Source organism: Subtercola vilae, from assembly GCF_004923255.1.
GTDB lineage: Bacteria > Actinomycetota > Actinomycetes > Actinomycetales > Microbacteriaceae > Subtercola > Subtercola vilae.
Genome location: NZ_QYRT01000006.1, coordinates 145730 through 168569, shown reverse-complemented (window position 1 = coordinate 168569; position 22840 = coordinate 145730). Strand labels below are relative to the sequence as shown.

Here is a 22840-nt window from a genome sequence, read left to right as displayed (position 1 = left end):
ACCCCCGACACAGCCCTCTCATCACCCCCGCGCCCCACCTCCGGCGCGGCGTCCCTCGCGGCTGCCACCGCAGCCGGCGCCCACGCGCGAAGGAGCGCGGGTACGAATCCGCGGGTGTACAACGCTTTCGACCGGCGGGCACAGCTGTGGGTCGCGGCCACGCTCTACCAGACGGCCGCCCAGGTCTACGAGAGGGTGTTCGGCAAACTCGGCGAGGTGGAGGCCGTCGAGGTCTACCGAGGGTTCGGAGTGCTCGGAACCGCCCTGCAGGTTCCAGCAGAACTCTGGCCGCGCGACCTCGCCGCATTCGAGCTCTACTGGAACACCGCCCTCACCGAACTGCACGTCACCGACGACGCACGCCGAGTGGCGCACGACCTGCTGCACCCGCGCACCGCTCCGCTGTGGTTGCGCGCCGCGATGCCCCTCGTGCGGCTGTTGACCGCGGGCCTGCTCCCACCCGAACTCCGCCGCGCCTTCGTGCTGCCCTGGAGCGCCCGCGACCAGCGACGCTTCGACCGCATCTTCGCCGCCCTCGCGCTCGTCTACCCGCGCCTGCCCCTCAGCGTTCGCCACTTCCCCCGCGACCTGTATCTCCGCCGGCTCCGCGCCTCTCTCTGAACGCCTCCCTGTAACCGCCGCCGCTCCCCCGCCGAGCGCGCAGCGAGGCCACCCGCCGCGGCCGCTGGTTCGACAGCTGAGACCTCTGCGACGAAATGAGACCGATGTGCGCACCTCACTTCGCCGCACCGGTCTCACGAACGGAGGCGAAAGGCGCGCGGGTTACGCGATTTTTTCGATGGGGGCGATTTTGATGAGCAGCTTCTTCGAGCCGGCGGCATCGAACTGCACGTGGGCCACGCGCTTGGTGCCCTCACCGGTGACGGCGTTCACGCGGCCCTCACCGAAGTCGGTGTGCCGGATGCGGTCTCCGGGCTGCAGCTCGAGGTCACCGTTGTCGCGCACCTGCGCAGTGATGCGGTTCGGCCACTCGGCTTTCGTGCGCGGGGCGGGCGGCAGTGATGACTCGCTGAACGAGAGCGAGTCGCTCGCTCGAATAGACGAACGAGTGCTGAATCCGCCGGGCCGGTTCGCGTTCAGGGCTCGAGGCTGAGTGCCGCCCCGCGAGGTGGCCATACCCGGAGACTGCCGCCAGTCGATGAGGTCGGCAGGGATCTCCTGCAGGTAACGGCTCGGCATCGCCACAGCAGTCTCGCCGTACTGCGCGCGCGTCATGGCCAGCGACAGGTAGAGCCGCTTTCGGGCACGGGTGATGCCCACGTAGAACAGGCGTCGCTCTTCGGCGGGCCCGCCCGGCTCCGATGCCGACATGCGGTGCGGCAGCAGGTCTTCTTCGACACCCGTCAAGAACACCGCCTCGTATTCGAGCCCCTTCGCGGTGTGCAGGGTCATGAGTGACACCGTTCCGCTGGTGTCGTCGAGTTCGTCGGCGGCGGCAACGAGTGAGACCTCGGTGAGAAAGTCGACCAGCTGGCCGCCCGGATTGTTCTTCGCGAACTCTTTGGTGACGGCGAGCAGCTCTTCGACGTTCTCGGCGCGCGCCTCGTCTTGCGGGTCACGCCCGGCCCGCAACGCAACGACGTAGCCGCTGCGTTCGAGCAGCAATGCCAGAACTTCGCTGACCGGTGCCGGTCCTTCAGCGCGGTCGGGGTCGATGAGGGCCGTGGCCTCGTCGAGCAACACCGCGAGATCGAGGATGGCCGTGGTCACCTTCGGCCCGAGACCGAGTTCACTCGACCGGCGCATCGCATCTCGGTAGCTGACCTCGTTCGTCTCCGCGAAGACCGCGAGTGCCGTCTCGGTGGCGGGCCCGATTCCACGCTTGGGGGTATTCAGAATGCGCCGCAGCGCCATCGCATCGAAAGGGTTCGCCACCGCAATGAGGTACGCCAGCACATCTTTGATCTCGGCTCGCTCGTAAAATCGGGTACCACCCAGCACCCGATACGGAACAGCGGCTCTGATGAAGATCTCTTCGAGCGCACGGGTCTGGGCGTTGGTGCGGTAGAACACGGCCACGTCTTTGTACGGGGTGCCGCTCTCGTGCAGCGTCGCGATCTCGTCGGCCACGAACTGCGCCTCGTCGTGCCCGCTGTACCCTGTGAACCCGATGATCTTCTCGCCGTCACCCACGTCGGTCCAGAGTTTTTTGTCTTTGCGGTCGAAGTTGTTCGAGATGACGGCGTTGGCGGCCGTGAGGATGTTCTGGGTCGACCGGTAGTTCTGCTCGAGCAGCACCGTGGTGGCGCCGGGGAAGTCGCGCTCGAACTCGACGATGTTGCGGATGTCTGCACCGCGGAAGGCGTAGATCGACTGGTCGGAGTCGCCCACCACGGTGAGCGAGGCACCGGGCAGCCCTGCGGTTCGCTGGCCGTCGAAGCCGTGCACCAGGGCATAGCTGTCGTCGTCGTTCTCTCCGACCGGCAGGGTGAGCTCGCGAATGAGCGCGTACTGCGCGTGGTTGGTGTCTTGGTATTCGTCGACCAGAATGTGCCGAAACCGTCGCCGATACGTCTCTGCGACCTGCGGAAACGCCCGGAACAGGTAGACGGTCTGCCCGATGAGGTCATCGAAGTCGAACGCGTTGGCCGCGCTCAGGCTGCGGGTGTACTGGCGAAAGATCTCGACGAAGATCTCTTCTTGCGGGTCGTTGAAGTTCGCGGTGCGGGCGTAGCTGTCGGCGTCAGCCAGCTCGTTCTTCAGCTTCGAGATCTTGCCGGCCACACCCGACACGGTGAAACCGAACGTGTCGGCCTGCAGGTCTTTGATGATGCGCTTGATGAGCGTGCGGGAATCGTGCGAGTCGTAGATAGTGAAGCTCTTGGTGAAGCCGAAGTTCTCTGCCTCGCGGCGCAGGATGCGCACGCACGCGGAGTGGAACGTCGAGATCCACATGCCCTCAGCCGTCTGCCCGAGCAGTGCGCCCACACGCTCGCGCATCTCGGCCGCGGCCTTGTTCGTGAAGGTGATGGCGAGAATCTGGCTGGGCCAGGCCTCCCGACTGTCGATCAGCCCGGCGATGCGGCGGGTGAGCACACTGGTCTTGCCAGAACCAGCGCCCGCCACGATGAGCAGCGCCGGCCCGCGGTACTCGACCGCGACACGCTGCTGGGGGTTCAGCCCGTCGAGCAGGGCGTCGTGAAAGCTCGCCCCCCCGCCAGAACCGCCGGCTGCGCCACCCGAACCGGGGCCGCCGACGATGACGGGCGTCGAGCTGTGGGCGTGCGGGTCAGAAGGCGAGTTCATATCCACTCAAGTTTAGGCGACCCCACCGACAGCGACCACCGAGCGTGAAACTCAGGGCGATCGTTAACAGATGTGAACATCCAGCAAATCTGCGGAACCACCCGATAGATTTGTGCCTACACAACGACCGCAGTCGAGGCACCGAGAATGCTCGACGCACTGACACTCGACACACTGACAAGGGGAACCCATTGGCAAGCCAGAATCCGGCCTTTTCACGAAATCCCGTGTTCAACGGTAAGGCGCCGGTGAAGCCCTCGGCCACACTTTCGGCCGACGGCCTGCAGGCGATGTACGACGCGCCTACCGCGACCGCCGCCGACACTGATCGCATGAGCTACGACGATGTCATCGTCAAGACGGGCATCAGCTTCATCGTGCTGCTCGCGTTCGCTGCGGTGGGTTGGCAGATTCCCGCGCTCGCCATCCCTGGCGCGCTCATCGGCTTCGGCCTCGCCATGGTCAACATCTTCAAGCGCGAGCCGTCGGCTCCGCTGATTCTGCTCTACGCGGGCGCCCAGGGTCTGTTCATCGGTGCGATCTCCTCGTTCTTCGAGAGACTGTTCCCGGGTGTGGTTGTTCAGGCTGTCATCGCCACCATCTGCGTGTTCGCCGTGACGCTGGCCCTGTTCGCGAGCGGCAAGATTCGCGCCTCGAAGCGCAACACCAAGATCTTCATGATCGCCCTGATCGGCTACGCGGTGTTCTCGCTCGTGAACTTCGTGCTTGTCATGACCGGCGTGAACAAAGACGCGTTCGGCCTCAGCAGCTCGGTTCATCTCTTCGGCATCCCGCTCGGCGTGGTGCTGGGCGTCGTTGCCACGCTGCTTGCGGCGTACATGCTGGTGCTCGACTTCGACCAGATCAAGACCGGCGTCACTGCGGGTGCGCCCCGCAAGTACGGCTGGTCGGCTGCGTTCGGCCTCGTGGTCACGCTCGTCTTTCTGTACACGCAGCTGCTGCGCATGTTCGCCATCGCACGCAACTAGTCTGCTGCCGCTCACCGGCAACACGAAGGGCCCGTCGGGAGACGGGCCCTTCGTCGTTCGGGGCCGCTCAGTCGCTCAGCGCCGCCGCGAACTGCGCGTTGTACAGGTTCGCGTATGCCCCACCCGCCGCCAGAAGCACCTCGTGCGTTCCCTGCTCGACGATGCGCCCCGCCTCCATTACCAGAATGAGGTCAGCGTCACGAATGGTCGACAACCGGTGCGCGATGACAAAGCTGGTGCGGTCTGCCCGCAGCGCCGACATCGCGCGCTGAACCAGAACCTCGGTTCGCGTGTCGACCGACGACGTGGCCTCGTCGAGAATCAGCACCGACGGCTGAGCGAGAAAAGCCCGCGCGATGGTGATGAGCTGCTTCTCACCCGCGCTCACGTTGTCGGCCTCATCGTTCAGCACGGTGTCGTAGCCCTCGGGCAATGAGTGCACGAAGCGGTCGACGTAGGTCGCCTGCGCGGCGGCCAGAATCTGCTCTTCTGTCGCGGCGGGGTTGCCGTAGGCGATGTTGTCGTGAATCGTGCCACCGAACAGCCAGGTGTCTTGCAGCACCATTCCGGTGCGGCCCCGCAGGTCGTCGCGTGTCATCGAGGCGATGTCTGTGCCGTCGAGTGTGATGCGGCCGGAGTCGAGCTCGTAGAACCGCATGATCAGGTTCACCAGAGTGGTCTTGCCGGCCCCTGTCGGCCCGACGATGGCCACGGTCTGGCCCGGCAACGCGACCAGCGAGAGGTCGTCGATGAGGGGGCGGTCGGGCGTGTAGCGAAACGAGACGTTCTCGAAGACGAGCCTGCCCCGGTCGCCCGCGGGAGTTTCGGCCGGCACCGGGTCAGGTATCTGGTCGTCGGCATCGAGCAACTCGAAGACGCGCTCGGCCGAGGCAACACCCGACTGCAGCACGTTGGCCATCGACCCGAGCTGGCTGAGCGGCTGGGTGAACTGCCGCGAGTACTGGATGAACGCCTGAACGTCACCCAGGCTCAGCGACCCGCTCGCAACCATGAGCCCGCCCACCACAGCGATGGCCACGTAGACGAGGTTTCCAATGAACATCATTGAGGGCATGATGATGCCCGAGACGAACTGCGCCCCGAAGCTCGCCTTGTACAACTCGTCGTTCTTCTGGCGGAACACCTCGGTGATCTCGCGGTGCCGACCGAACACCTTCACGAGCGCGTGGCCGCTGTAACTCTCTTCGATACGCGCGTTCAGGGTACCCGTGTGCTTCCACTGCGCCACGAACAGCTTCTGCGAACGCTTCGCCACCATGGTGGTCACGAACAGCGTCAAGGGAATCGTCACCAGCGCGATGAGCGCGAGCAACGGCGAGATGACGAACATCATTGTGATGACGCCGATGACGGTGAGCAACGACGTCATGATCTGCGACAACGACTGCTGCAGGCTCTGCGACACGTTGTCGATGTCGTTCGTCACGCGGCTGAGCAGCTCGCCGCGCGGCATGGTGTCGAAGTAGCCGAGCGGCAGCGTGTTGATCTTGTCTTCGACGTCGCCGCGAAGACGGAACACGGTGCGCTGCACCACCCCGTTCAGCAGATACGACTGCGCCCAGCTGAACACCGATGCGGCGATGTAGATGAGCAGCACGGTCGTCAGCACCACGCTCAGCTGCGTGAAGTCGATTCCCGCACCGGGCGTGAGCGTCACCCCGCCCAGGAGATCGGCCTGCGACGACTTTCCGGATGCCCGCAGCGCCGCAATGACCTGCGCCTGTGTCTCACCGGCCGGCAGCTGCTTCGAGAGTACTCCCGCGAAGATGAGGTTCGTGGCGCTGCCGAGCATGCGCGGCCCGAGCACCGACAGGGTCACGCTGACGACCGCCAGCAGCGTGACGACCACGATGAGGGCGCGTTCGGGGCGAAGCCGGCCGAGCAGCCGCTTCGCCGACGGCCCGAAGGCCTTCGACTTCTCGGCCGGCATGCCCGCTCCGCCGAAGGGCCCACCCCCGCCCGGCCCACGCCGCACAGGAGTGCGCACGGGCGCGGCATCGTCTGCCGCCGTGCCGCCGGCACCCGCGCTGGTACCGCCACCGACCTCACGAGCAGGCCCACCGGCGCCCGCGCCTGAACCCCGCGCCTCACTCATGCCGCCTCCTCCGCCGTCAGTTGCGACTGAACGATCTCGCGGTACGTCTCCGACTGCTCGAGCAGCTCGGAGTGGGTTCCACGGTCGACGATCTGCCCGTCTTCGAGCACGAGAATCTGGTCGGCGTCAATGATCGTCGAGACGCGCTGCGCTACCACGACCATCGTGGCCCCGCGCACGTCGCGCCGCAACGCCTGCCGCAGCCGGGCATCCGTCGCCAGGTCGAGCGCCGAGAACGAGTCGTCGAACACGTAGATCTCGGGCCGCTTCACGAGCGCCCGCGCAATGGCGAGGCGCTGCCGCTGACCGCCCGACACGTTGGTGCCGCCCTGCGCGATGGGCGCTTCGAGCCCGCCCTCCATCTCGGCGACGAAGCTGCGCGCCTGCGCAGTGTCGAGCGCCGCCCACAGTTCGTCGTCGCTCGCGTCGGGCTTGCCGTAGCGCAGGTTCGAGGCCACCGTGCCCGAGAAGAGGTACGGCTTCTGCGGCACGAGACCGATCTTGCCCCAGAGCAGGTCGGGGTCGAGGTCTCGCACATTCACCCCGTCGACCCGAACCTCACCTTCGGTTGCATCGAAGAGTCGCGGCAGCATGTTCACCAGCGTGGTCTTGCCCGACCCGGTGCTGCCGATGATGGCCGTGGTCTTGCCGGGCGACGCCACGAACGTGAGGTTCAACAGCACCGGCTGGTCTGCTCCCGGGTAAGCGAAGCTCGCATTGTCGAGCTCGATGAGACCGTGCTCGAGAACCGACGTCACCGGATTCGTCGGCAGCACCACGGTTGAGGGGGTGTCGAGCACCTCGGTGATGCGGTCGGCACACACCGACGCCCGCGGGATGAGAATGGCCATGAACGTGGCCATCATGACGGCCATGAGAATCTGCACGAGGTAGGTGAGAAACGCGGTGAGTGTGCCGATCTGCATCGATCCCTCGTCGATGCGAAAGGCGCCGAACCACAGCACGGCCACACTCGACACGTTCATCACGAGCAGAACGATGGGAAACATCAGCGCGAAGAGCCGCCCGGCCCGCAGCGCCGTGTCGGTCACGTCGCCGTTCGCCAGCGCGAAGCGAGACGTCTCGACCCGCTCGCGAACGAACGCTCGAACCACCCGGATGCCCGTCAGCTGCTCACGCAACACCCCGTTCACTGTGTCGATGCGCTTCTGCATCAGCCTGAACAGCGGCACCATACGCACGATGATGAGCGCCAGCACCACCAGCAGAACAGGAACTGCAACCGCGATGATTCCCGACAGGGGAACGTCGAGCGAGAGCGCCATGATGACCCCGCCCACCGCGAGGATGGGGGCCGACACCAGCAGCGTGCAGGTCAGGAGCACCAGCATCTGAACCTGCTGTACGTCATTGGTCGTGCGCGTGATGAGCGACGGTGCACCGAACTGTGACACCTCACGCTCGGAGAACTCCCCCACCCGGGTGAACACCGCGAGCCGCAGGTCACGCCCAAGGGCCATCGCCAGCTTCGCCCCGAAGTACACCGCGACGATGGCGCACACCACCTGCACCAGTGTGATGGCCAGCATGAGGCCGCCGATGCCCAGGATGTACCCCGTATCGCCAGTGGCCACGCCCTGGTCGATGATGTCGGCGTTCAGCGTGGGCAGGTAGAGCGACGCAATGGCCTGGGCAAGCTGAAAGACCACGACACCCACGATGAGGTGCCAGTGCGGCCTGACGTACGCCCAGATGAGGCGGATCAATTTCATGTGATGCTCACTTTCATGCGCTCACTCTAGACCCGGCGTGCGACACCCATCATCACCCCGTGGGAGTACTTCTAGACACCCCCGAAAAACCTCGCCTGTGAGCGAGTGGCTACAGGCCACTCACTCCCACTCGATGGTTCCCGGCGGTTTCGACGTGACGTCGAGCACGACCCGGTTGACCCCGGCCACCTCGTTGGTGATGCGGTTCGAGATGCGCGCAAGCAGGTCGTACGGCAACCGCGTCCAATCCGCTGTCATCGCGTCTTCGCTCGAGACCGGCCGCAATACGATCGGATGCCCATACGTGCGCCCATCGCCCTGAACGCCAACCGAACGAACGTCGGCCAACAGCACCACGGGGCACTGCCAGATCTCGCCGTCGAGGCCGGCCGCTGTCAGCTCGGCCCGCACGATGGCATCGGCCGCACGCAGCAGCTCGAGCCGCTCGAACGTCACCTCGCCCACGATGCGAATGCCGAGACCGGGGCCGGGGAAGGGCTGGCGCCCCACGATGACCTCTGGCAGCCCGAGCTGGCGCCCGATGGCGCGAACCTCGTCTTTGAACAGTGCACGCAGCGGCTCGACGAGCTCGAACTGCAGGTCTTCAGGAAGCCCGCCCACATTGTGGTGGCTCTTGATATTGGCTGTGCCCGTTCCGCCGCCCGACTCGACGACGTCGGGGTACAGCGTGCCCTGCACGAGAAACTTCACCGGCTCACCGTCGGTCGCCGCGGCCTCGAGAACGAGGGCCTCTGCTGCCGCTTCGAAGCTGCGGATGAACTCGCGCCCGATGATCTTGCGCTTCTGCTCGGGGTCGGTGACGCCCGCGAGAGCGTCGAGGAACTGCTGCCGGGCATCCACTGTCACCAGTCGAACGCCCGTCGAGGCAACGTAGTCTTCTTCGACCTGGCGGCGCTCGTCTGAGCGCAGCAGCCCGTGGTCGATGAAAACGCAGGTGAGCTGGTCGCCCACGGCCTCGTGCACGATTGCCGCGGCCACGGCCGAGTCGACCCCGCCCGACAGCCCGCAGATGACCTTGCCCGAACCGACCTGCGCACGGATCAGCGCGATCTGGTCGGCGATGACGTTGCCGCTGTTCCAGTCGGCCGGGATACCCGCGGCCGTGTGCAGAAAGTTCTCGAGCACGTCTTGACCGTACTTCGAGTGCTTCACCTCGGGGTGCCACTGCACGCCGTACATGCGCGTGGCATCGTTGCCGAATGCGGCGACGGGGGTGGATGCACTGCGGGCCAACACCGTGAACCCCTCCGGTGCCTTCGAAACAGAATCGCCGTGGCTCATCCACACCGTCTGGTCGTCGGGCTGGTCGCGCATGAGCACGCCGCCGTCGCCCGTGAGGGTCATGTCTGTGGCGCCGTACTCACGGAGCCCCGTGTTGGCGACCTCGCCGCCGAGCGCCCGTGCCATGACCTGAAAGCCGTAGCAGATGCCGAGCACAGGAACACCGAGTTCGAAGATGGCCGGGTCAAGCCCGGGTGAACCCTCTTCGTAGACGCTCGAGGGCCCGCCGCTCAGCACGATTGCGACGGGTGACTTGGCCGCCACCTCGGCAGCTGTGATGTTGTGCGGCACGATCTCGGAATAGACGCTGGCCTCGCGCACACGACGGGCGATGAGTTGCGCATACTGCGCACCGAAATCGACGACCAGAACCGGTCGGGCGGTGGGGGTGCTAATGGGAGGCCTCCACGGGTTGGGTGGCAGCCGCAGATTCGCGGCCGCTCAGGTAAGCGATGATCTCACGGGCGATGCGACCCTCGAGAAAGTACGACAGCAGCGGGATGATGCCACCGAGTGCCAACAGAATGAAGCGGTTGAAACCCCAGCGCATGCGCGACCAGAGCTGGAAGCACGAGAAGAGGTACACCACATAGAACCAGCCGTGCACGATCAGGATGCCCGTGCTGACGTTGACGCCCTTCACGGTGCCGTCGGGCACGAACGCCAGAAAGCCGTGCGAGCCGCCGAGTTCGAGCTCGACGCCGATGGCCGTGTACTTGAGAATGACCTCGACGCACAGCAGGAGCAACAGGGTTCCCGTGATGATGGAGCAGACCCGGTAGAACGTCAGGCCCGACCGGATGCGCGGAAAATCCTTGCGTTTGGGCTCGAGTGGCATACCTGAATCCTACCTTTGTGTACGCGAGGGCGCGCTGTACGCCTCTTCGAGCTGGCTCTCTTCGGTCTCGCGTTCCCACGCGTCTTTGACCAGCCGATACCAGAAGAAGATGGCGAAGCCGGCGAAGATGACCCACTCGATGGCGTAGAAGATGTTCAGCCAGTTGAGCTCAGTGGTGCGCTGCGGCACCGGTGAGTCGATGGTGGTAAGACCCGCGGGAGGGGTGGATGCGACGATGTAGCCGCCGAAGACGGTGGCCGTGTCGGGAAAGTCGGTCCAGGTGTTGATCAGCGCGGAGATGGCCATGGTGGTCGGAACATATGCTGCGGTGGCCTTCTTCTGGGCATCCGTCACGACCGGCCCGTCGGTGCCAACGTAGCGGCCCACCAACTGGTCGGCGGGGTAGCTCGCGGTCTGGTTCATGCGGTCGGCCGAGGTCTGTGCCGTGGCCTGATCGGATGCCCAGCCCAAGGCCACCGCCACGCTCGTGAGCGGCGCAGAACCCTGCGGCGTGCTCAGGTCGTAACGCCCGACCACCCAGTAACCCTCGACGCCGCCGTTCAGCCGGGTCGACACGATGGAGAAGTCGCCAGAGACGAGGGCCCCGTCGACCGAGACCATCTGGCCGTCTTGTGTCTCGAAGACCGGCTGGCCTGCGGTGGCGATCTGCTCGAGTGGCACGACGACCTCCGTGGTGGCATTCGGGTTCGGTCCGTTCGACGTCACCGCGCGGCTCAGCTGCCACTGGCCGAGGGCCGCGAAGGCTGCCGCGAGAATGAGCGCGAACACCAGTGCCCTGATCCACTTGGGCCGGCGCATCACACTGAACACCGTCAGTGTGCTCTTCGCCTGGCCACGATCGTCACTCACAGGTCACCACTCACTCGCTCTGGTACTCACTCACTGTTGCCCGACGGCAGTTGCCCGACGCGACTTGCCCGACGCGATTTGCTCGACGCCACGTGCTCGACGCCACTTACTGCCCGCCGTCAGTACTCGCCGTTCGTGCCACGGGCCGCGTCGCTGTTTCTGTCTCTGTCTCTGTCGCGGCGGTGCTCGGCGTCGCTCTGGCTGTTGGCCTGCTCGACGACTCGATCAACATACTCCTCGGTTCCTGAGTTCTCGCCGGGGCTGAGCGTGGCCGTGGCCGCTTCGACCAGTGCAATCTCTTCGAGCAGCATCGGGTCGCGTTCCCGCTTCGCCTGCTGCGCCGCCGCTGCCAGACGCTTCTTCTTGGTGCCGAGGAGGGCACCACCGATCTTCTCCGAGTTCGCAGCCAGAATTGGGCCCGCCACCGCCATGATGAGCACGTAGAGCCCCGCGAAGGCCTGTATTCGTGGGTCAAGACCGGCCGCCAGGGCAAGCGTCGCCAGAATCAGCGCGAACTCCCCCCGGTTCTGCAGGATGACCGTGGCATTGATGCCCGCCTGAACGCCCAGCCCGTTGAGCTTCGCCACGAACTGCCCGGCGCCGACGTTGAGCAACATGGTCATTGCGACCGCGCCGATGACCGGCCAGATCACTTCGGGAAACTGCGAAGGGTCGAGCCCGAGCCCGAAGTTCAAGAAGAAGAAGGCGCCGAAGACATCGCGCATGGGGATGGCGATGTGCTCGATCTTGTTGCGGTAGCGCGTGGCGCCCAGCACAAGGCCGATGAGGAACGCGCCGATGGCGTCGGTGACGCCGAGAATCTCGCCTATGCCGCCGAACGCGATGGCCAGCCCGAAGAACAGGATGGTGAAGAGCTCATCGTCTTTGGTTCGGAACAGCCGCGACACCCATTTGCCGCCGAACCGCGCCACCGAGAACATCACCACCAGGAACAGGAACGCGATGCCCAGCTTGCCGATCACCGGCCAGATGGCCGTCTCGCCGCTCAGCACCACCGAGACGATGGCCAGGTAGATGGCGATGAAGATGTCTTCGACCACCGTCACACCGAGAATCATGGGGGTCTCACGGTTCGCCAGCCGGTTGAGCTCGATGAGCAGCTTGGTGACAATGGCGCTCGACGAGGTCGCCGTGATGCCCGCGATGACCAGCGCCTCACGGGTACCCCACCCCACGAGGAAGCCGAACGCGAAGCCCGCGATCATGTTGATCGCAATGTAGGAACCACCCGAGATGATCAGTTTTCCCGCGTTGGCGAAGAACTCGTCTTGATCGAACTCGAGCCCGAGGCTGAAGAGCAGCATGATCAGCCCGAAGACGGCGATCAGTTCGATGTAGTCGGTGTGGATGAAATCGAGGGGAAACAGGTGGAAGTTCGGGCTCGCCAGAAGCCCGACGACCATATAGATCGGGATCGCCGGCAAACCGATCGCTTTGCCGAGGCGACCCAGTACGTACGCAATGACGAACAGGATGCCGAGAACGAGGAGGTCGGGGCCGAAATGCACGGTTACCCCCCGGGCGGAGCGTCGACGACGCTCTTGGTCTTGTACTGGCCACTGCGGAAGAAATTGAAGACCTTCGCCACTTTCTCAGGCGAACCGGCCACCACGAGGGTGTCGCCGGGAAAGACTTTGAAATCAGAGGCGGGTGCTGGGTTTGCCGACTCGCCGCGCACGACGGCGACCACGGTCACACCGACCACGCCCCGGTCGGCGGGGTCGCCGAGCTCCTGGCCCGCTATGTAGTCTTCGTAGTCGACCGTGAACCAGTCGATGCTGAGCCCCGGAATCTGGTCGAGCGCTGTCAACGACTCGGTGATCTGCGTGCCGCCGAGCAGTTCGGCAAGGGTGTGGGCCTCGTCTTCGCTGAGTCGGAGCGACACCTTGGTCGATTCGGCACCGTCTTCTTCGTCGGCGAAGGTGATGAGGTCGCTGTGACCCGAGCGATGGGCGATGACGCCCACTTTGCCGCCGTCGTCGGTCACGAAGGTGTGCAGTACACCGACCCCGGGCAGCTTGACCCGTCGAACGTCAACCATGAAGAAACTCCCTGTTTGTCTGGATCAATTCTGCCGGAGCCCTCCTGAGCAAACCCTCAGGAAGCAGGCCCTCAGGGAGCGTACGGCGCGACGACGACCTCGATGCGCTGGAACTCTTTGAGATCTGAGTACCCGGTCGTCGCCATCGAGCGGCGAAGCGCCCCGATGAGGTTCGCAGTACCGTCGGCCACCGGTGACGGCCCGAACAGAATCTGCTCGAGCGGCGCCACAGCGCCCACGTGAACCCGGTTGCCGCGGGGCAACTGCGAATGGTGTGCCTCAGGGCCCCAGTGGTACCCGCCGCCGGGTGCGTCGGTCGCCCGCGCCAGTGCCGAGCCGAGCATCACGGCGTCAGCACCAACAGAGATGGCCTTCACGATGTCGCCCGACGTACCGAGGCCGCCATCGGCGATGACGTGCACGTAGCGGCCGCCCGACTCGTCCATGTAGTCGCGGCGAGCGCCGGCCACATCGGCCACCGCGGTCGCCATGGGCGCGTGGATGCCCAGCGTCGCCCGCGTCGTCGACGCCGCTCCTCCGCCGAAGCCCACCAGCACCCCGGCAGCACCGGTTCGCATCAGGTGCAGTGCCGCTGTGTATGTCGCGGCCCCGCCCACGATGACAGGAACATCGAGCTCGTAGATGAACTTCTTGAGGTTGAGGGGCTCGACGGACTTCGACACGTGCTCAGCCGACACCGTGGTGCCGCGGATGAAGAACAGGTCGACGCCCGCAGCCACGACGGTCTCGTACAGCTCTTGCGTGCGCTGCGGCGAGAGCGCGCCTGCAACGGTGACACCGGATGCCCGGATCTCGGCCAGCCGCGCCGTCACCAGCTCGGGCTTGATGGGCTCGGCGTAGATCTGCTGCATGCGTACCGTGGCCGAGTCGGCCGGCAGCGACCGGATCTCCTCGAGCAGAGGTTCGGGGTTCTCGTACCGTGTCCACAACCCCTCGAGGTCGAGCACTCCGAGGCCGCCGTGCTTGCCCATGGCGATGGCGGTGGCCGGGGAGACCACCGAATCCATCGGAGCAGCGATCACGGGGATCTCGAACTGGTACGCGTCGATCGCCCAGTGAACCGAAACGTCTTGGGGGTCACGGGTTCGACGCGACGGTACAACGGCGATGTCGTCGAATGCGTAGACCCTGCGGCCTCGTTTCGAACGGCCGATTTCTCTTTCCATACTCACCCACCCAGTCTAGGGCGAGGCACCGAACCCGCAGTGGTCGGCCAGCCAGCTGTACACCTCGGCCTTCTCTGCGTCGCCGAGAGGCAGGTAGTACGTTCCCGAAACACCCGCCGGTTGCACCGTCACCGTCAGAGGCAGGTAGGTGCCGCGCTTGTCTTCGGCGATCACGTGCGGCTCGCACCGCCCCGGCTCCACATCGAGCGTGAGCGACGAGGGGGCACTCGCGGCGTCGACCGCCAGCGCCAGCGGCCACGACAGGGCCCCGCCCGCCGGTGCGAGCAGCGTGGTCGGCCCGACACCGTCGATGACCACCGACCCGGCACCACCAGTGGGTGTGAGCGAGAGGTCGATGTGCGCCACACTCGCAGCCCCCGAACCGTCGACGCGCAGGTGCGCCGCCGGAGCGATGTCCACGATGCCGGCCACGCTCTCGGCGAGGCAGTCCTCCCCGTTGATGCGCTTCATCGCTCCGAGCGGGTCAGCCGGCACCACCGTCGACCGGCCGGTCTCGGCGCCCGCCGACCAGTCGAACGTCACGATCGGCGAAGCAGACCGATCGCCCGAGCACACCGGCGCGGGCAGCAGAACGGGAAAGTCGAGCGAGAGTGCGGGCAGAACGCGCCCGGGCTCGGTGTTGCCTACGGGCACCACGAAGTTCGGCGAGCCGAACGTCACATTCGTCACGGCGTAAGGCGTCGCGCCACCGTTCGCGACGCGCACCTGGAGTTGCCTGATGCCGTAGTCCGAGCGCTCCTGCTCGATCTCCACCGACAGATCTGCCGGGAGATCAGCGGGCAGGGGTGTCGCTGCGGTTGACGGGGCCGACGATGACGGCAGAGGGATGACCGCGGTGAACCGCCCCGTCACCGGCTGGCTGCTCGTGCATCCGGAGGCCACTGCCACAACGAGCAGAGCGGCACCGGCGCTCCAGAAGAACCGCACGGCACCGCCCCAACCCGCTGGCGTCTAACGCCGATAGTTGGGAGCTTCGACGACCATCTGGATGTCGTGCGGGTGCGACTCCTTCAACCCGGCTGCCGTGATGCGTACGAACTTGCCACGCTGCTTCAGCTCGTCGACCGTGCGGCCACCCACGTAGAACATCGACTGGCGAAGCCCCCCGAGCAGCTGGTAGGCCACGTTCGCCAGCGCGCCTCGATACGGCACCTGCCCCTCGATGCCCTCGGGAATGAGCTTGTCGTCACTTGGCACGTCGGCCTGGAAGTAGCGGTCTTTCGAGTACGAGGTCTTCTCGCCGCGCGTCTGCAGCGCCCCGAGCGAACCCATGCCGCGATAGCTCTTGAACTGCTTGCCGTTGACGAACACCAGGTCGCCCGGGCTCTCGTCGCAGCCGGCGAGCAGTGAGCCGAGCATGACGGTGTCGGCACCCGCCACGAGCGCCTTCGCAATGTCACCCGAGTACTGCAGCCCGCCGTCGGCGATGACCGGAACACCCGTCTCGCGAGCGGCCAGCGACGCCTCGTACACCGCGGTGACCTGGGGCACGCCCACACCCGCGACCACACGCGTGGTGCAGATGGAGCCGGGGCCCACGCCCACCTTGATGGCGTCGACACCCGCGTCGATGAGCGACTGCGCACCCGAACGGGTCGCCACATTGCCGCCGATGATGTCGACACCGGATGCCGCGGGTTCTGCCTTCAGGCGGCGGATGATGTCGAGCACACCCGCGCTGTCGCCGTTCGCGGTGTCGACCACCAGAACGTCGACGCCCGCGTCGACCAGGGTCATCGCGCGCTCCCACGCGTCGCCGAAGAACCCGATTGCGGCGCCGACCCGAAGGCGGCCCTCTTCGTCTTTCGTGGCGTGCGGGTACTTCTCGCTCTTGTCGAAGTCTTTGACCGTGATGAGCCCGCGCAGGTGACCTGCCGCGTCAACCAGGGGCAGCTTCTCGATCTTGTGCTGAGCGAAGATGGCGATGGCCCCATCGGGGTCGATGCCCTCGGGCGCCGTGATGAGCGGAGCCTTCGTCATGACGTCGCGCACCAGCGTGGTGCTCTTCTCCCACGCGGAGACGAAGCGCATGTCGCGATTGGTGATGATGCCCACGAGAATGTTCGCGTCGTCGACGACCGGAAGGCCGGAGACCCTGAACTGCCCGCAGAGCAGGTCAGCGTCGGCCACGGTGGCGTTGGGCGTGATGACCACGGGGTTCGTGATCATGCCCGACTCGCTGCGCTTCACCTGGTCGACGTTCGACGCCTGGTCGTCGATCGAGAGGTTGCGATGGATGACCCCGAAACCGCCCTGGCGCGCCATGGCGATCGCCATGCGTGACTCCGTCACCGTGTCCATCGCGCTCGAGACGAGCGGCGCCGCCAGCGTGATGCGCTTGGTGAGGCGTGAGGAGGTGTCGGCTTCGCTCGGAATCACGTCGGTGTGACCGGGCAGGAGCATCACGTCGTCGTACGTGAGTCCAATGAAGCCGAAGGGGTCGGGCTGATCCATCGTTTCCTCTCAAGCATATAAAGCAGCGGGTAGTCAATCTTAAGTCTTCTGCGGCCCGGGGCATTCCCTCCGAAACAATCTCATGTATCTTTACCTCTCTAGTCAGTTTTCATGATCGAACTGCGCACGAAACATGCTCGACACACTGCCAGCGTAATTTTTCTCACACCGAGGGCATCACAGCAAAGTCGCTGGGTGATCACCACACGCTCGCCGTCACCATGGAGGTTCACCGAAGTGACCACTCGTTCCAGCCCACATTCGCACCGTGCCGTCGTCGGTGCGGCAGTAGCACTGTTGGGAGGGCTGCTCCTCTCCATGGCGCCCCTGTCAGCGACCGCAGCGCCGCTCACGGCCGCTTCGGCGGTCGAGGCACCAGCCAGTGCATCCGTTCGCAGCGCAACAATCGACCCGGCCTCGGCCACCGAGAGCATCGGCGTATGGGTTCGACTCGATTCGAACAAGGCCGCGGTCGCCGGCGTCAAGGTCACGGTCACCGGCAGCGGCGGGTTCAGCTCCGACGTCGTCAGCGGTGCCGATGGCAAGGTCACGGTGGGTCTTCCTGGCGCGGGCGACTACACGGTGAAGCTCGACGAGACCAGCGTGCCAGCCGGAGACGGTGTACCGCGTGCCGGCACCAACCCGCGCACGGTGACCGTGGCTGCGAACAGCACCGGGGTTCCGGCCTACTTCCTGCTCACCACGGCGACCGGCGGCTCCTCGACCAGCGCCCCCGGATCGACAACATCGCCTGGGTCGAGCTCGTCTGATGCCAGCAGCGGCCCGAGTCTGTTCGACCTTCTCGTACCCCGACTCGCCAGTGGGCTCATCTTCGGCCTGCTGCTCGCGCTCGCCTGCATCGGCGTCTCGCTCATCTACGGCACCACGGGCCTGAACAACTTCGCCCACGGCGAGCTGGTCACCTTCGGTGGCCTGATGGGCTGGGTGCTTGCGGGCCCCCTCGGCCTGCCGGGCCCCATCGCCGTCATCGGTGCCCTGGTGTTGGGCGGCGTGATGGGCTACGTGCAAGACCTCGGTCTCTGGCGGCCCCTTCGAAAGAAGGGTGTGGCGCTCATTCCGCTCATGATCGTGAGCGTCGGTCTCTCGCTTGCCCTGCGCTACACGTTCCAGGTCATCTTCGGCCCCGGCACCCTGGTCGCGCCGAACGACACCTCAGCCGCTGTCAACTGGGGGCCCGTGCACCTGCGTTCGAGCGACCTCATCGGTGCGATCGTGTGCATCGTTCTGCTGCTGCTGGTCGCGTTCGTACTGCTGCGCACCCGCATCGGCAAGGCCACCCGCGCGGTGTCTGACAACAAGGCACTCGCCGCGGCATCCGGTATCAACGTCGAACGGGTCATCCGCCTCGTCTGGATCGGCGGTGGGGCGCTGGCCGGCATTGCCGGTGCACTGATCGGCTACTACCAGACCATTCGGTGGGACACGGGGGCGAGCATCCTGCTGCTCATCTTCGCGGCCGTCACCCTCGGTGGCCTCGGCACGGCGTTCGGCGCCCTGGTCGGGTCGATCATCATCGGCCTGTTCATCGAAGTCTCGACCATCTGGCTGCCCGCCAACCTCAAGTTCGTGGCGGCTCTCGTGGTGCTCATCATCATTCTGCTGATCAGGCCCCAGGGCATCCTCGGCAAACGCGACCGGATCGGTTAGGTACGAATCATGGACTTCACCTTCATTCCTCTTGCCTTCGGCCAGCTGCTCTCGCCGCAGACCATCGGTTTCGCCCTCGCCGCACTCGGGCTCGCCGTGCACTTCGGTTTCGGTGGCCTGCTGAACTTCGGCCAGGCCGGCTTCATGTCGGTGGGCGGGTACTTCTTCGCCATCACGGCCGTGAAGTTCGGTTTTCCGTTCTGGCTGTCGCTGGTCGCCGCCATCATCGGCGCGGTGATCTTCGCGTTCATCCTCGGTATCCCCACGCTGCGACTGCGAGCCGACTATCTCAGCATCGTCACCATCGCGGCGGCGGAGATCGTGCGCTACACCGTGCAGACCCCGCAGATCGCGCCCTTCACCGGCGGCTCCGACGGCATCAACGGCTCGAGCGCCGCGTTCGACGCGCTCAACCCCATTCCGCCGGGCCGGTACGGCATAGCGCCGCTGCTCTACAGCGCGAGCGACCTGTGGATCATCATCTGCGGCTGGGGCGCCGTGCTGGTGCTCGGCCTTCTGGTCTGGCAGCTCATGCGGAGCCCTTGGGGCCGCGTCATCAAGGGCATTCGTGAAGACGAGGATGCCGTGCGCAGCCTGGGCAAGAACGTGTACGCCTACAAGATGCAGGCCCTCATCCTCGGTGGTGTGCTCGGTGCGCTGGGCGCTGTGGTGGCGATCATCCCCACCTCACTGCAACCCGAGAACTTCGGCACCCAGACCACGTTCTTTCTGTTCACCATCATTCTGCTCGGTGGCGCGACCACGGTTCTCGGCCCCATCATCGGGTCGATCATCTTCTGGGTCGTGCTGTCGCTCTCCGACGGAATTCTCTCGATTCTCGTCACCAACCACATCGTGCCGCTCAGCACGGTTCAGCAGGGCCCCATCCGGTTCATCATCGTGGGTGTCGCACTGATGCTCCTGGTGATCTTCAGGCCGCAGGGCATTCTCGGCAAGAAACGGGAGACGTATTTCAGTGTCTGATCAGAGCGCAACAACCGACGTCAACGTGAACGTGAACGACGCAAAACAGATCTATATCGGCGATGTAGGCCCCGGCGTGAAGAAACGCGACCCGATTCTCATCGCCGACTCGGTGACCCGAACCTTCGGCGGCAACACGGCCGTCAACGTGGAGCACGTCGAGATTCCCCGCAACATGATCACGGCTCTCATCGGCCCGAACGGCGCCGGCAAGACCACGTTCTTCAACCTGCTGACCGGCTTCGACAAGCCCAACAGCGGCAACTGGACGTATGACGGCCAGAAGCTCGCCGGTGTGCCCGCCTTCAAGGTGGCCCGCCGCGGAATGGTGCGCACCTTTCAGCTCACCAAGTCGCTTGCTCTGCTGAGCGTCATGGAGAACATGCGCCTCGGGGCCACGAAGCAGAAGGGCGAGAACATCTTTCGCGCCATGCTGCCCTTTCTCTGGCGCGACCAGGAGAAGGCCAACACCGCGAAGGCCATGGAGCTGCTCGGCCGCTTCAAACTCGACACCAAGAAAGACGACTACGCGGCCAGCCTCTCTGGCGGCCAGCGCAAGCTGCTCGAAATGGCGCGAGCCCTGATGAGCGACCCCGACCTGGTGATGCTCGACGAGCCGATGGCCGGGGTCAACCCGGCGCTGACGCAGTCACTGCTGGGGCACATCCTGGGTCTGAAAGACCAGGGCATGACCGTTCTCTTCGTCGAGCACGACATGCACATGGTGCAGACCATCGCCGACTGGGTGATCGTGATGGCCGAGGGCAAGATCGTGGCCGAAGGCTACCCCAGTGTGGTCATGCAAGACCAAGCCGTCATCGACGCCTACCTCGGCGCGCACCACGATGTCGACCTCGGCACCCTCACTGGCCAGCTGGCCGTCGCTGAAGACATCGACCCGCACCTCGTCGAAGAACTGCGCGAAGAGGTGTCGGCCGACCCGGAGCTGGCCGAAGAACTCGCCGAAGAACAGAACCGAACGGAACAGTGACCATGGATATCGTTCTCGAAACCACCGACCTGGTGGCCGGCTACCTGCCAGGCGTCAATATTCTGAATGGTTGCAACGTGTACGTCGAGCGCGGCGAGCTCGTGGGTATCATCGGCCCGAACGGCGCCGGCAAGTCGACACTGCTCAAGGCGATCTTCGGCCAGGTGAACATCCGGTCGGGCACCGTCTCACTGAGCGGCGAGGAGATCACGGGCCTCAAGGCCGACAAGCTCGTCACCAAGGGTGTGGGCTTCGTGCCGCAGTCGAACAACGTGTTTCCGAGCCTGACCATCGAAGAGAATCTGCAGATGGGCACGTATCAGAAGCCGAAGACCTACAAAGAGCGCATCGAGTTCGTCACGAACCTGTTCCCTGAACTCGGAAAACGCCTGAAGCAACGCGCGGGGTCGCTCTCGGGCGGCGAGCGCCAGATGGTTGCCATGTCGCGCGCGCTGATGATGAACCCGTCGCTGCTGCTGCTCGACGAGCCGAGCGCCGGCCTCTCGCCGGTGCGCCAGGATGAGACGTTCATCAACGTGGCGCAGATCAACCGTGCCGGCGTCTCTGTGATGATCGTGGAGCAGAATGCGCGCCGCGCTCTGCAGATCTGCGACCGCGGCTATGTGCTCGACCAGGGCCGCGACGCCTACTCGGGCACGGGCCGCAGCCTGATGAGCGACCCGAAGGTGATCGAGCTCTACCTCGGCACGCTGGCCACCGACCACACCGCCACCACCAGCACGCCCACGCAGGGCGGCTGAAGCCCGTCTCTGCACGCGAGCGCTCGTTGCTCGCGCACGCCTGCTGTTGAGGTACGGATTCTGTGCACTTGACGGGTCTGTGACCGTGCAAAAGCCGTACCTCAATGGGGTGCTCGGTGCACTGCGAGCCGAGCAGGGGCGGGGGGGGCGGGGGCGCAGGGACGAAAGAAGGGCCCCAGCCGAAGCTGGGGCCCTTCTTGGTGACGGTAGCCGCCGCGGGGTACTACTTGCTCAGGTCGCCGAACTCCTGCGACTCGTAGGCGTTCGTGTTACCGGTGCCGTACTTGTAGATCGAGATGTAGGCCTGCTGCGGGTCACCGTTGGCCGCGAACGAAATCGGGCCAGAGAGACCGTCGTAGTCGACATCGGTACCAGCCGCAATCAGCTTGGCCGCATCGGCGAACGACGTTGCCTTCGTTCCACCCTCAGAGACCTTCTGTAGGTTGTTCTTCAGCGTGGTGCCATCGGTCGCCTTGCCCTGCAGAGCAGCGAGTGCAAGCAGCACAACGGCGTCGTATGACTCCGGAGCATAGCTGTACACGCTCAGCGCCTTCGCGCCGTCTTTGCTGGTCTGCGCGGCAAGCTTCGACACGAAGTCATCGCTTGCCTTCACGCCCGGGTTGGTGAACTGCGCGCCGGCGATGTCGACGTTGGTGTACGTCGGGTCGATGACACCGTAGTTGCCGTCAGAACCGTAGAACTTCGTGAAGTCGAAGCCGGCGGTCTTGAACTCGGGAACGATCTGCTTGATCTGGTCGAACGAGATGACGACGACAGCGTCGGGCTTCGGTGCGAGCGTTGCGCCCACCTCTGCCGAGAAGCTGGTGGCCTTCGGGTCGAAGCTGGTGTCAGCCACAATGGTTCCGCCGCCATCGGTGATGGCCTTCGTCACGTTGTCGTGCAGGCCCTGGCCGTACGAGTCGTTCTGCCAGAGGATCGACACGTTCGTCGCGCCGTCTTTCAGAACCTTCTGGCCGAGCACGCGGCCCTGCAGAACGTCAGACGGTGCCGTGCGCCAGTAGAAGTTGTTCGAGTTGTAGGTCGAGAACGTCGGCGACGTATTGGCGGGTGAGATCTCGACAACACCCGCTTTCGCGATCTGGTCGATGACCGTCAACGACACACTCGACGACTCAGCGCCGATGATGGCCGAGACGTTGCTCGCCAGAAGGCTGGTCACCGACTGGGTGGCGATGTTGGTGCTGGTGTCGCCCGAGTCTTTCTGCGTCACGTTCACGGTGATGCCGACGTTCGCCGCGTTGATGTCTGCTGCGGCGAGGTTGACAGCCTCGATGGCGGGCGGCCCGAGGGTTGCCAGTGATCCTGTCTGTGGCAGGATCGTGCCGATGTTCAGCGTCAGACCGGTACCTGCAGAGCTGCTGCTGCTGGTTGTCGATCCACCCGATGCACAACCGCTCAAGACAAGTGCGCTGGCGCCAACGAGTGCGATGGCGCTGAGTGCTGTCTTCAGTGATCGTGAGCGGGGAGCACGCGGTGCCCGAATAAATTCGCTCATGTTACTCCTAGTCGAAATGTGATGAGAACAAAGCTGCGAGCAGCCTGCCTACCCTGTGAGATTAGCCCGAGAATGCACCCA

18 protein-coding genes are annotated in these 22840 nt (G+C 65.0%); 6 read left to right on the top strand and 12 right to left on the bottom strand.

All coding sequences use genetic code 11. From position 1 onward, the window contains the following. The coding region (locus tag D4765_RS05045) for an oxygenase MpaB family protein (RefSeq protein ID WP_136641159.1) at window positions 1–621 on the top strand (621 nt) is incomplete at its 5' end. Between the two features lie 162 nt (window positions 622–783). Here D4765_RS05045 and D4765_RS05040 read toward each other — a convergent pair. After that, window positions 784–3267: an ATP-dependent helicase gene (locus tag D4765_RS05040; RefSeq protein WP_136641158.1), complete on the bottom strand. Its 2484-nt coding sequence runs from the start codon at window positions 3265–3267 to the stop codon at window positions 784–786. Between the two features lie 191 nt (window positions 3268–3458). Here D4765_RS05040 and D4765_RS05035 point away from each other — a divergent pair, with 191 nt between their 5' ends. Then, a complete protein-coding gene (locus tag D4765_RS05035; protein ID WP_136641157.1) occupies window positions 3459–4256 on the top strand; it encodes a Bax inhibitor-1/YccA family protein in 798 nt (265 codons plus the stop codon). Window positions 4257–4323: 67 nt separating this feature from the next. On the opposite strand, the gene D4765_RS05030 is transcribed toward D4765_RS05035, so the two are convergent. From D4765_RS05030 to guaB, 10 genes are all read right to left on the bottom strand, one after another. Beyond that, complete coding sequence (locus D4765_RS05030; RefSeq protein WP_136641156.1) at window positions 4324–6372, bottom strand: ABC transporter ATP-binding protein; 2049 nt, start codon at window positions 6370–6372, stop codon at window positions 4324–4326. Beyond that, window positions 6369–8105: an ABC transporter ATP-binding protein gene (locus D4765_RS05025; RefSeq protein ID WP_136641155.1), complete on the bottom strand. Its 1737-nt coding sequence runs from the start codon at window positions 8103–8105 to the stop codon at window positions 6369–6371. The genes D4765_RS05030 and D4765_RS05025 overlap by 4 nt, the downstream gene beginning before the upstream one ends. A gap of 120 nt (window positions 8106–8225) precedes the next feature. Continuing rightward, a complete protein-coding gene (gene guaA, locus D4765_RS05020) occupies window positions 8226–9803 on the bottom strand; it encodes a glutamine-hydrolyzing GMP synthase (protein ID WP_136641154.1) in 1578 nt (525 codons plus the stop codon). Beyond that, the gene (locus D4765_RS05015; protein ID WP_136641153.1) at window positions 9799–10245 is read right to left on the bottom strand and encodes a DUF3817 domain-containing protein; all 447 of its coding nucleotides are present in this window, start codon (window positions 10243–10245) and stop codon (window positions 9799–9801) included. Before D4765_RS05015 ends, guaA begins: the two co-directional genes overlap by 5 nt. Before the next feature lie 9 nt (window positions 10246–10254). Next, on the bottom strand, window positions 10255–11115 hold the full coding sequence (locus D4765_RS05010; protein WP_136641152.1) for an SURF1 family cytochrome oxidase biogenesis protein: 861 nt from the start codon (window positions 11113–11115) through the stop codon (window positions 10255–10257). A gap of 119 nt (window positions 11116–11234) precedes the next feature. After that, entirely contained in the window at window positions 11235–12644 is a 1410-nt protein-coding gene (locus tag D4765_RS05005) for a cation:proton antiporter (RefSeq protein WP_136641151.1), read from the bottom strand. Window positions 12645–12646: 2 nt separating this feature from the next. Continuing rightward, window positions 12647–13177 carry a cation:proton antiporter regulatory subunit gene (locus D4765_RS05000; RefSeq protein WP_136641150.1) on the bottom strand — a complete coding sequence of 177 codons (531 nt, stop codon included), beginning with the start codon at window positions 13175–13177 and terminating at the stop codon, window positions 12647–12649. A 71-nt stretch (window positions 13178–13248) separates the two neighbouring features. After that, window positions 13249–14364: a GuaB3 family IMP dehydrogenase-related protein gene (locus D4765_RS04995; protein ID WP_136641174.1), complete on the bottom strand. Its 1116-nt coding sequence runs from the start codon at window positions 14362–14364 to the stop codon at window positions 13249–13251. 15 nt (window positions 14365–14379) lie between these two features. Beyond that, complete coding sequence (locus tag D4765_RS04990) at window positions 14380–15312, bottom strand: hypothetical protein (RefSeq protein ID WP_136641149.1); 933 nt, start codon at window positions 15310–15312, stop codon at window positions 14380–14382. A gap of 24 nt (window positions 15313–15336) precedes the next feature. Next, window positions 15337–16839 carry an IMP dehydrogenase gene (gene guaB / locus D4765_RS04985; RefSeq protein ID WP_136641148.1) on the bottom strand — a complete coding sequence of 501 codons (1503 nt, stop codon included), beginning with the start codon at window positions 16837–16839 and terminating at the stop codon, window positions 15337–15339. A 237-nt stretch (window positions 16840–17076) separates the two neighbouring features. On the opposite strand from guaB, the gene D4765_RS04980 reads away from it, so the two are divergent. The 4 genes from D4765_RS04980 to D4765_RS04965 are packed head-to-tail and all read left to right on the top strand — an operon-like array spanning window position 17077 to window position 21243. Then, window positions 17077–18507, top strand: coding sequence for a branched-chain amino acid ABC transporter permease (locus tag D4765_RS04980; RefSeq protein WP_237280265.1), 1431 nt, complete (start codon window positions 17077–17079; stop codon window positions 18505–18507). Window positions 18508–18516: 9 nt separating this feature from the next. Next, the gene (locus D4765_RS04975; RefSeq protein WP_136641147.1) at window positions 18517–19491 is read left to right on the top strand and encodes a branched-chain amino acid ABC transporter permease; all 975 of its coding nucleotides are present in this window, start codon (window positions 18517–18519) and stop codon (window positions 19489–19491) included. 25 nt (window positions 19492–19516) lie between these two features. Then, on the top strand, window positions 19517–20482 hold the full coding sequence (locus D4765_RS04970; protein WP_136641172.1) for an ABC transporter ATP-binding protein: 966 nt from the start codon (window positions 19517–19519) through the stop codon (window positions 20480–20482). Between the two features lie 2 nt (window positions 20483–20484). Beyond that, window positions 20485–21243, top strand: a complete 759-nt coding sequence (locus tag D4765_RS04965; RefSeq protein WP_136641146.1) for an ABC transporter ATP-binding protein — start codon at window positions 20485–20487, stop codon at window positions 21241–21243. A 223-nt stretch (window positions 21244–21466) separates the two neighbouring features. On the opposite strand, the gene D4765_RS04960 is transcribed toward D4765_RS04965, so the two are convergent. Next, window positions 21467–22759: an ABC transporter substrate-binding protein gene (locus D4765_RS04960; protein WP_136641145.1), complete on the bottom strand. Its 1293-nt coding sequence runs from the start codon at window positions 22757–22759 to the stop codon at window positions 21467–21469. Window positions 22760–22840: the final 81 nt, after the last annotated feature.

Bases quoted from the DNA above. Each gene is read 5' to 3' on its own strand.
- D4765_RS05040 (WP_136641158.1), bottom strand. From the start codon at position 3,267: ATGAACTCGCCTTCTGACCCGCACGCCCACAGCTCGACGCCCGTCATC.
- D4765_RS05030 (WP_136641156.1), bottom strand. From the start codon at position 6,372: ATGAGTGAGGCGCGGGGTTCAGGCGCGGGCGCCGGTGGGCCTGCTCGT.
- D4765_RS05025 (WP_136641155.1), bottom strand. From the start codon at position 8,105: ATGAAATTGATCCGCCTCATCTGGGCGTACGTCAGGCCGCACTGGCAC.
- D4765_RS05015 (WP_136641153.1), bottom strand. From the start codon at position 10,245: ATGCCACTCGAGCCCAAACGCAAGGATTTTCCGCGCATCCGGTCGGGC.
- D4765_RS05000 (WP_136641150.1), bottom strand. From the start codon at position 13,177: ATGGTTGACGTTCGACGGGTCAAGCTGCCCGGGGTCGGTGTACTGCAC.
- D4765_RS04995 (WP_136641174.1), bottom strand. From the start codon at position 14,364: ATGGAAAGAGAAATCGGCCGTTCGAAACGAGGCCGCAGGGTCTACGCA.
- guaB (WP_136641148.1), bottom strand. From the start codon at position 16,839: ATGGATCAGCCCGACCCCTTCGGCTTCATTGGACTCACGTACGACGAC.
- D4765_RS04975 (WP_136641147.1), top strand. From the start codon at position 18,517: ATGGACTTCACCTTCATTCCTCTTGCCTTCGGCCAGCTGCTCTCGCCG.
- D4765_RS04965 (WP_136641146.1), top strand. From the start codon at position 20,485: ATGGATATCGTTCTCGAAACCACCGACCTGGTGGCCGGCTACCTGCCA.
- D4765_RS04960 (WP_136641145.1), bottom strand. From the start codon at position 22,759: ATGAGCGAATTTATTCGGGCACCGCGTGCTCCCCGCTCACGATCACTG.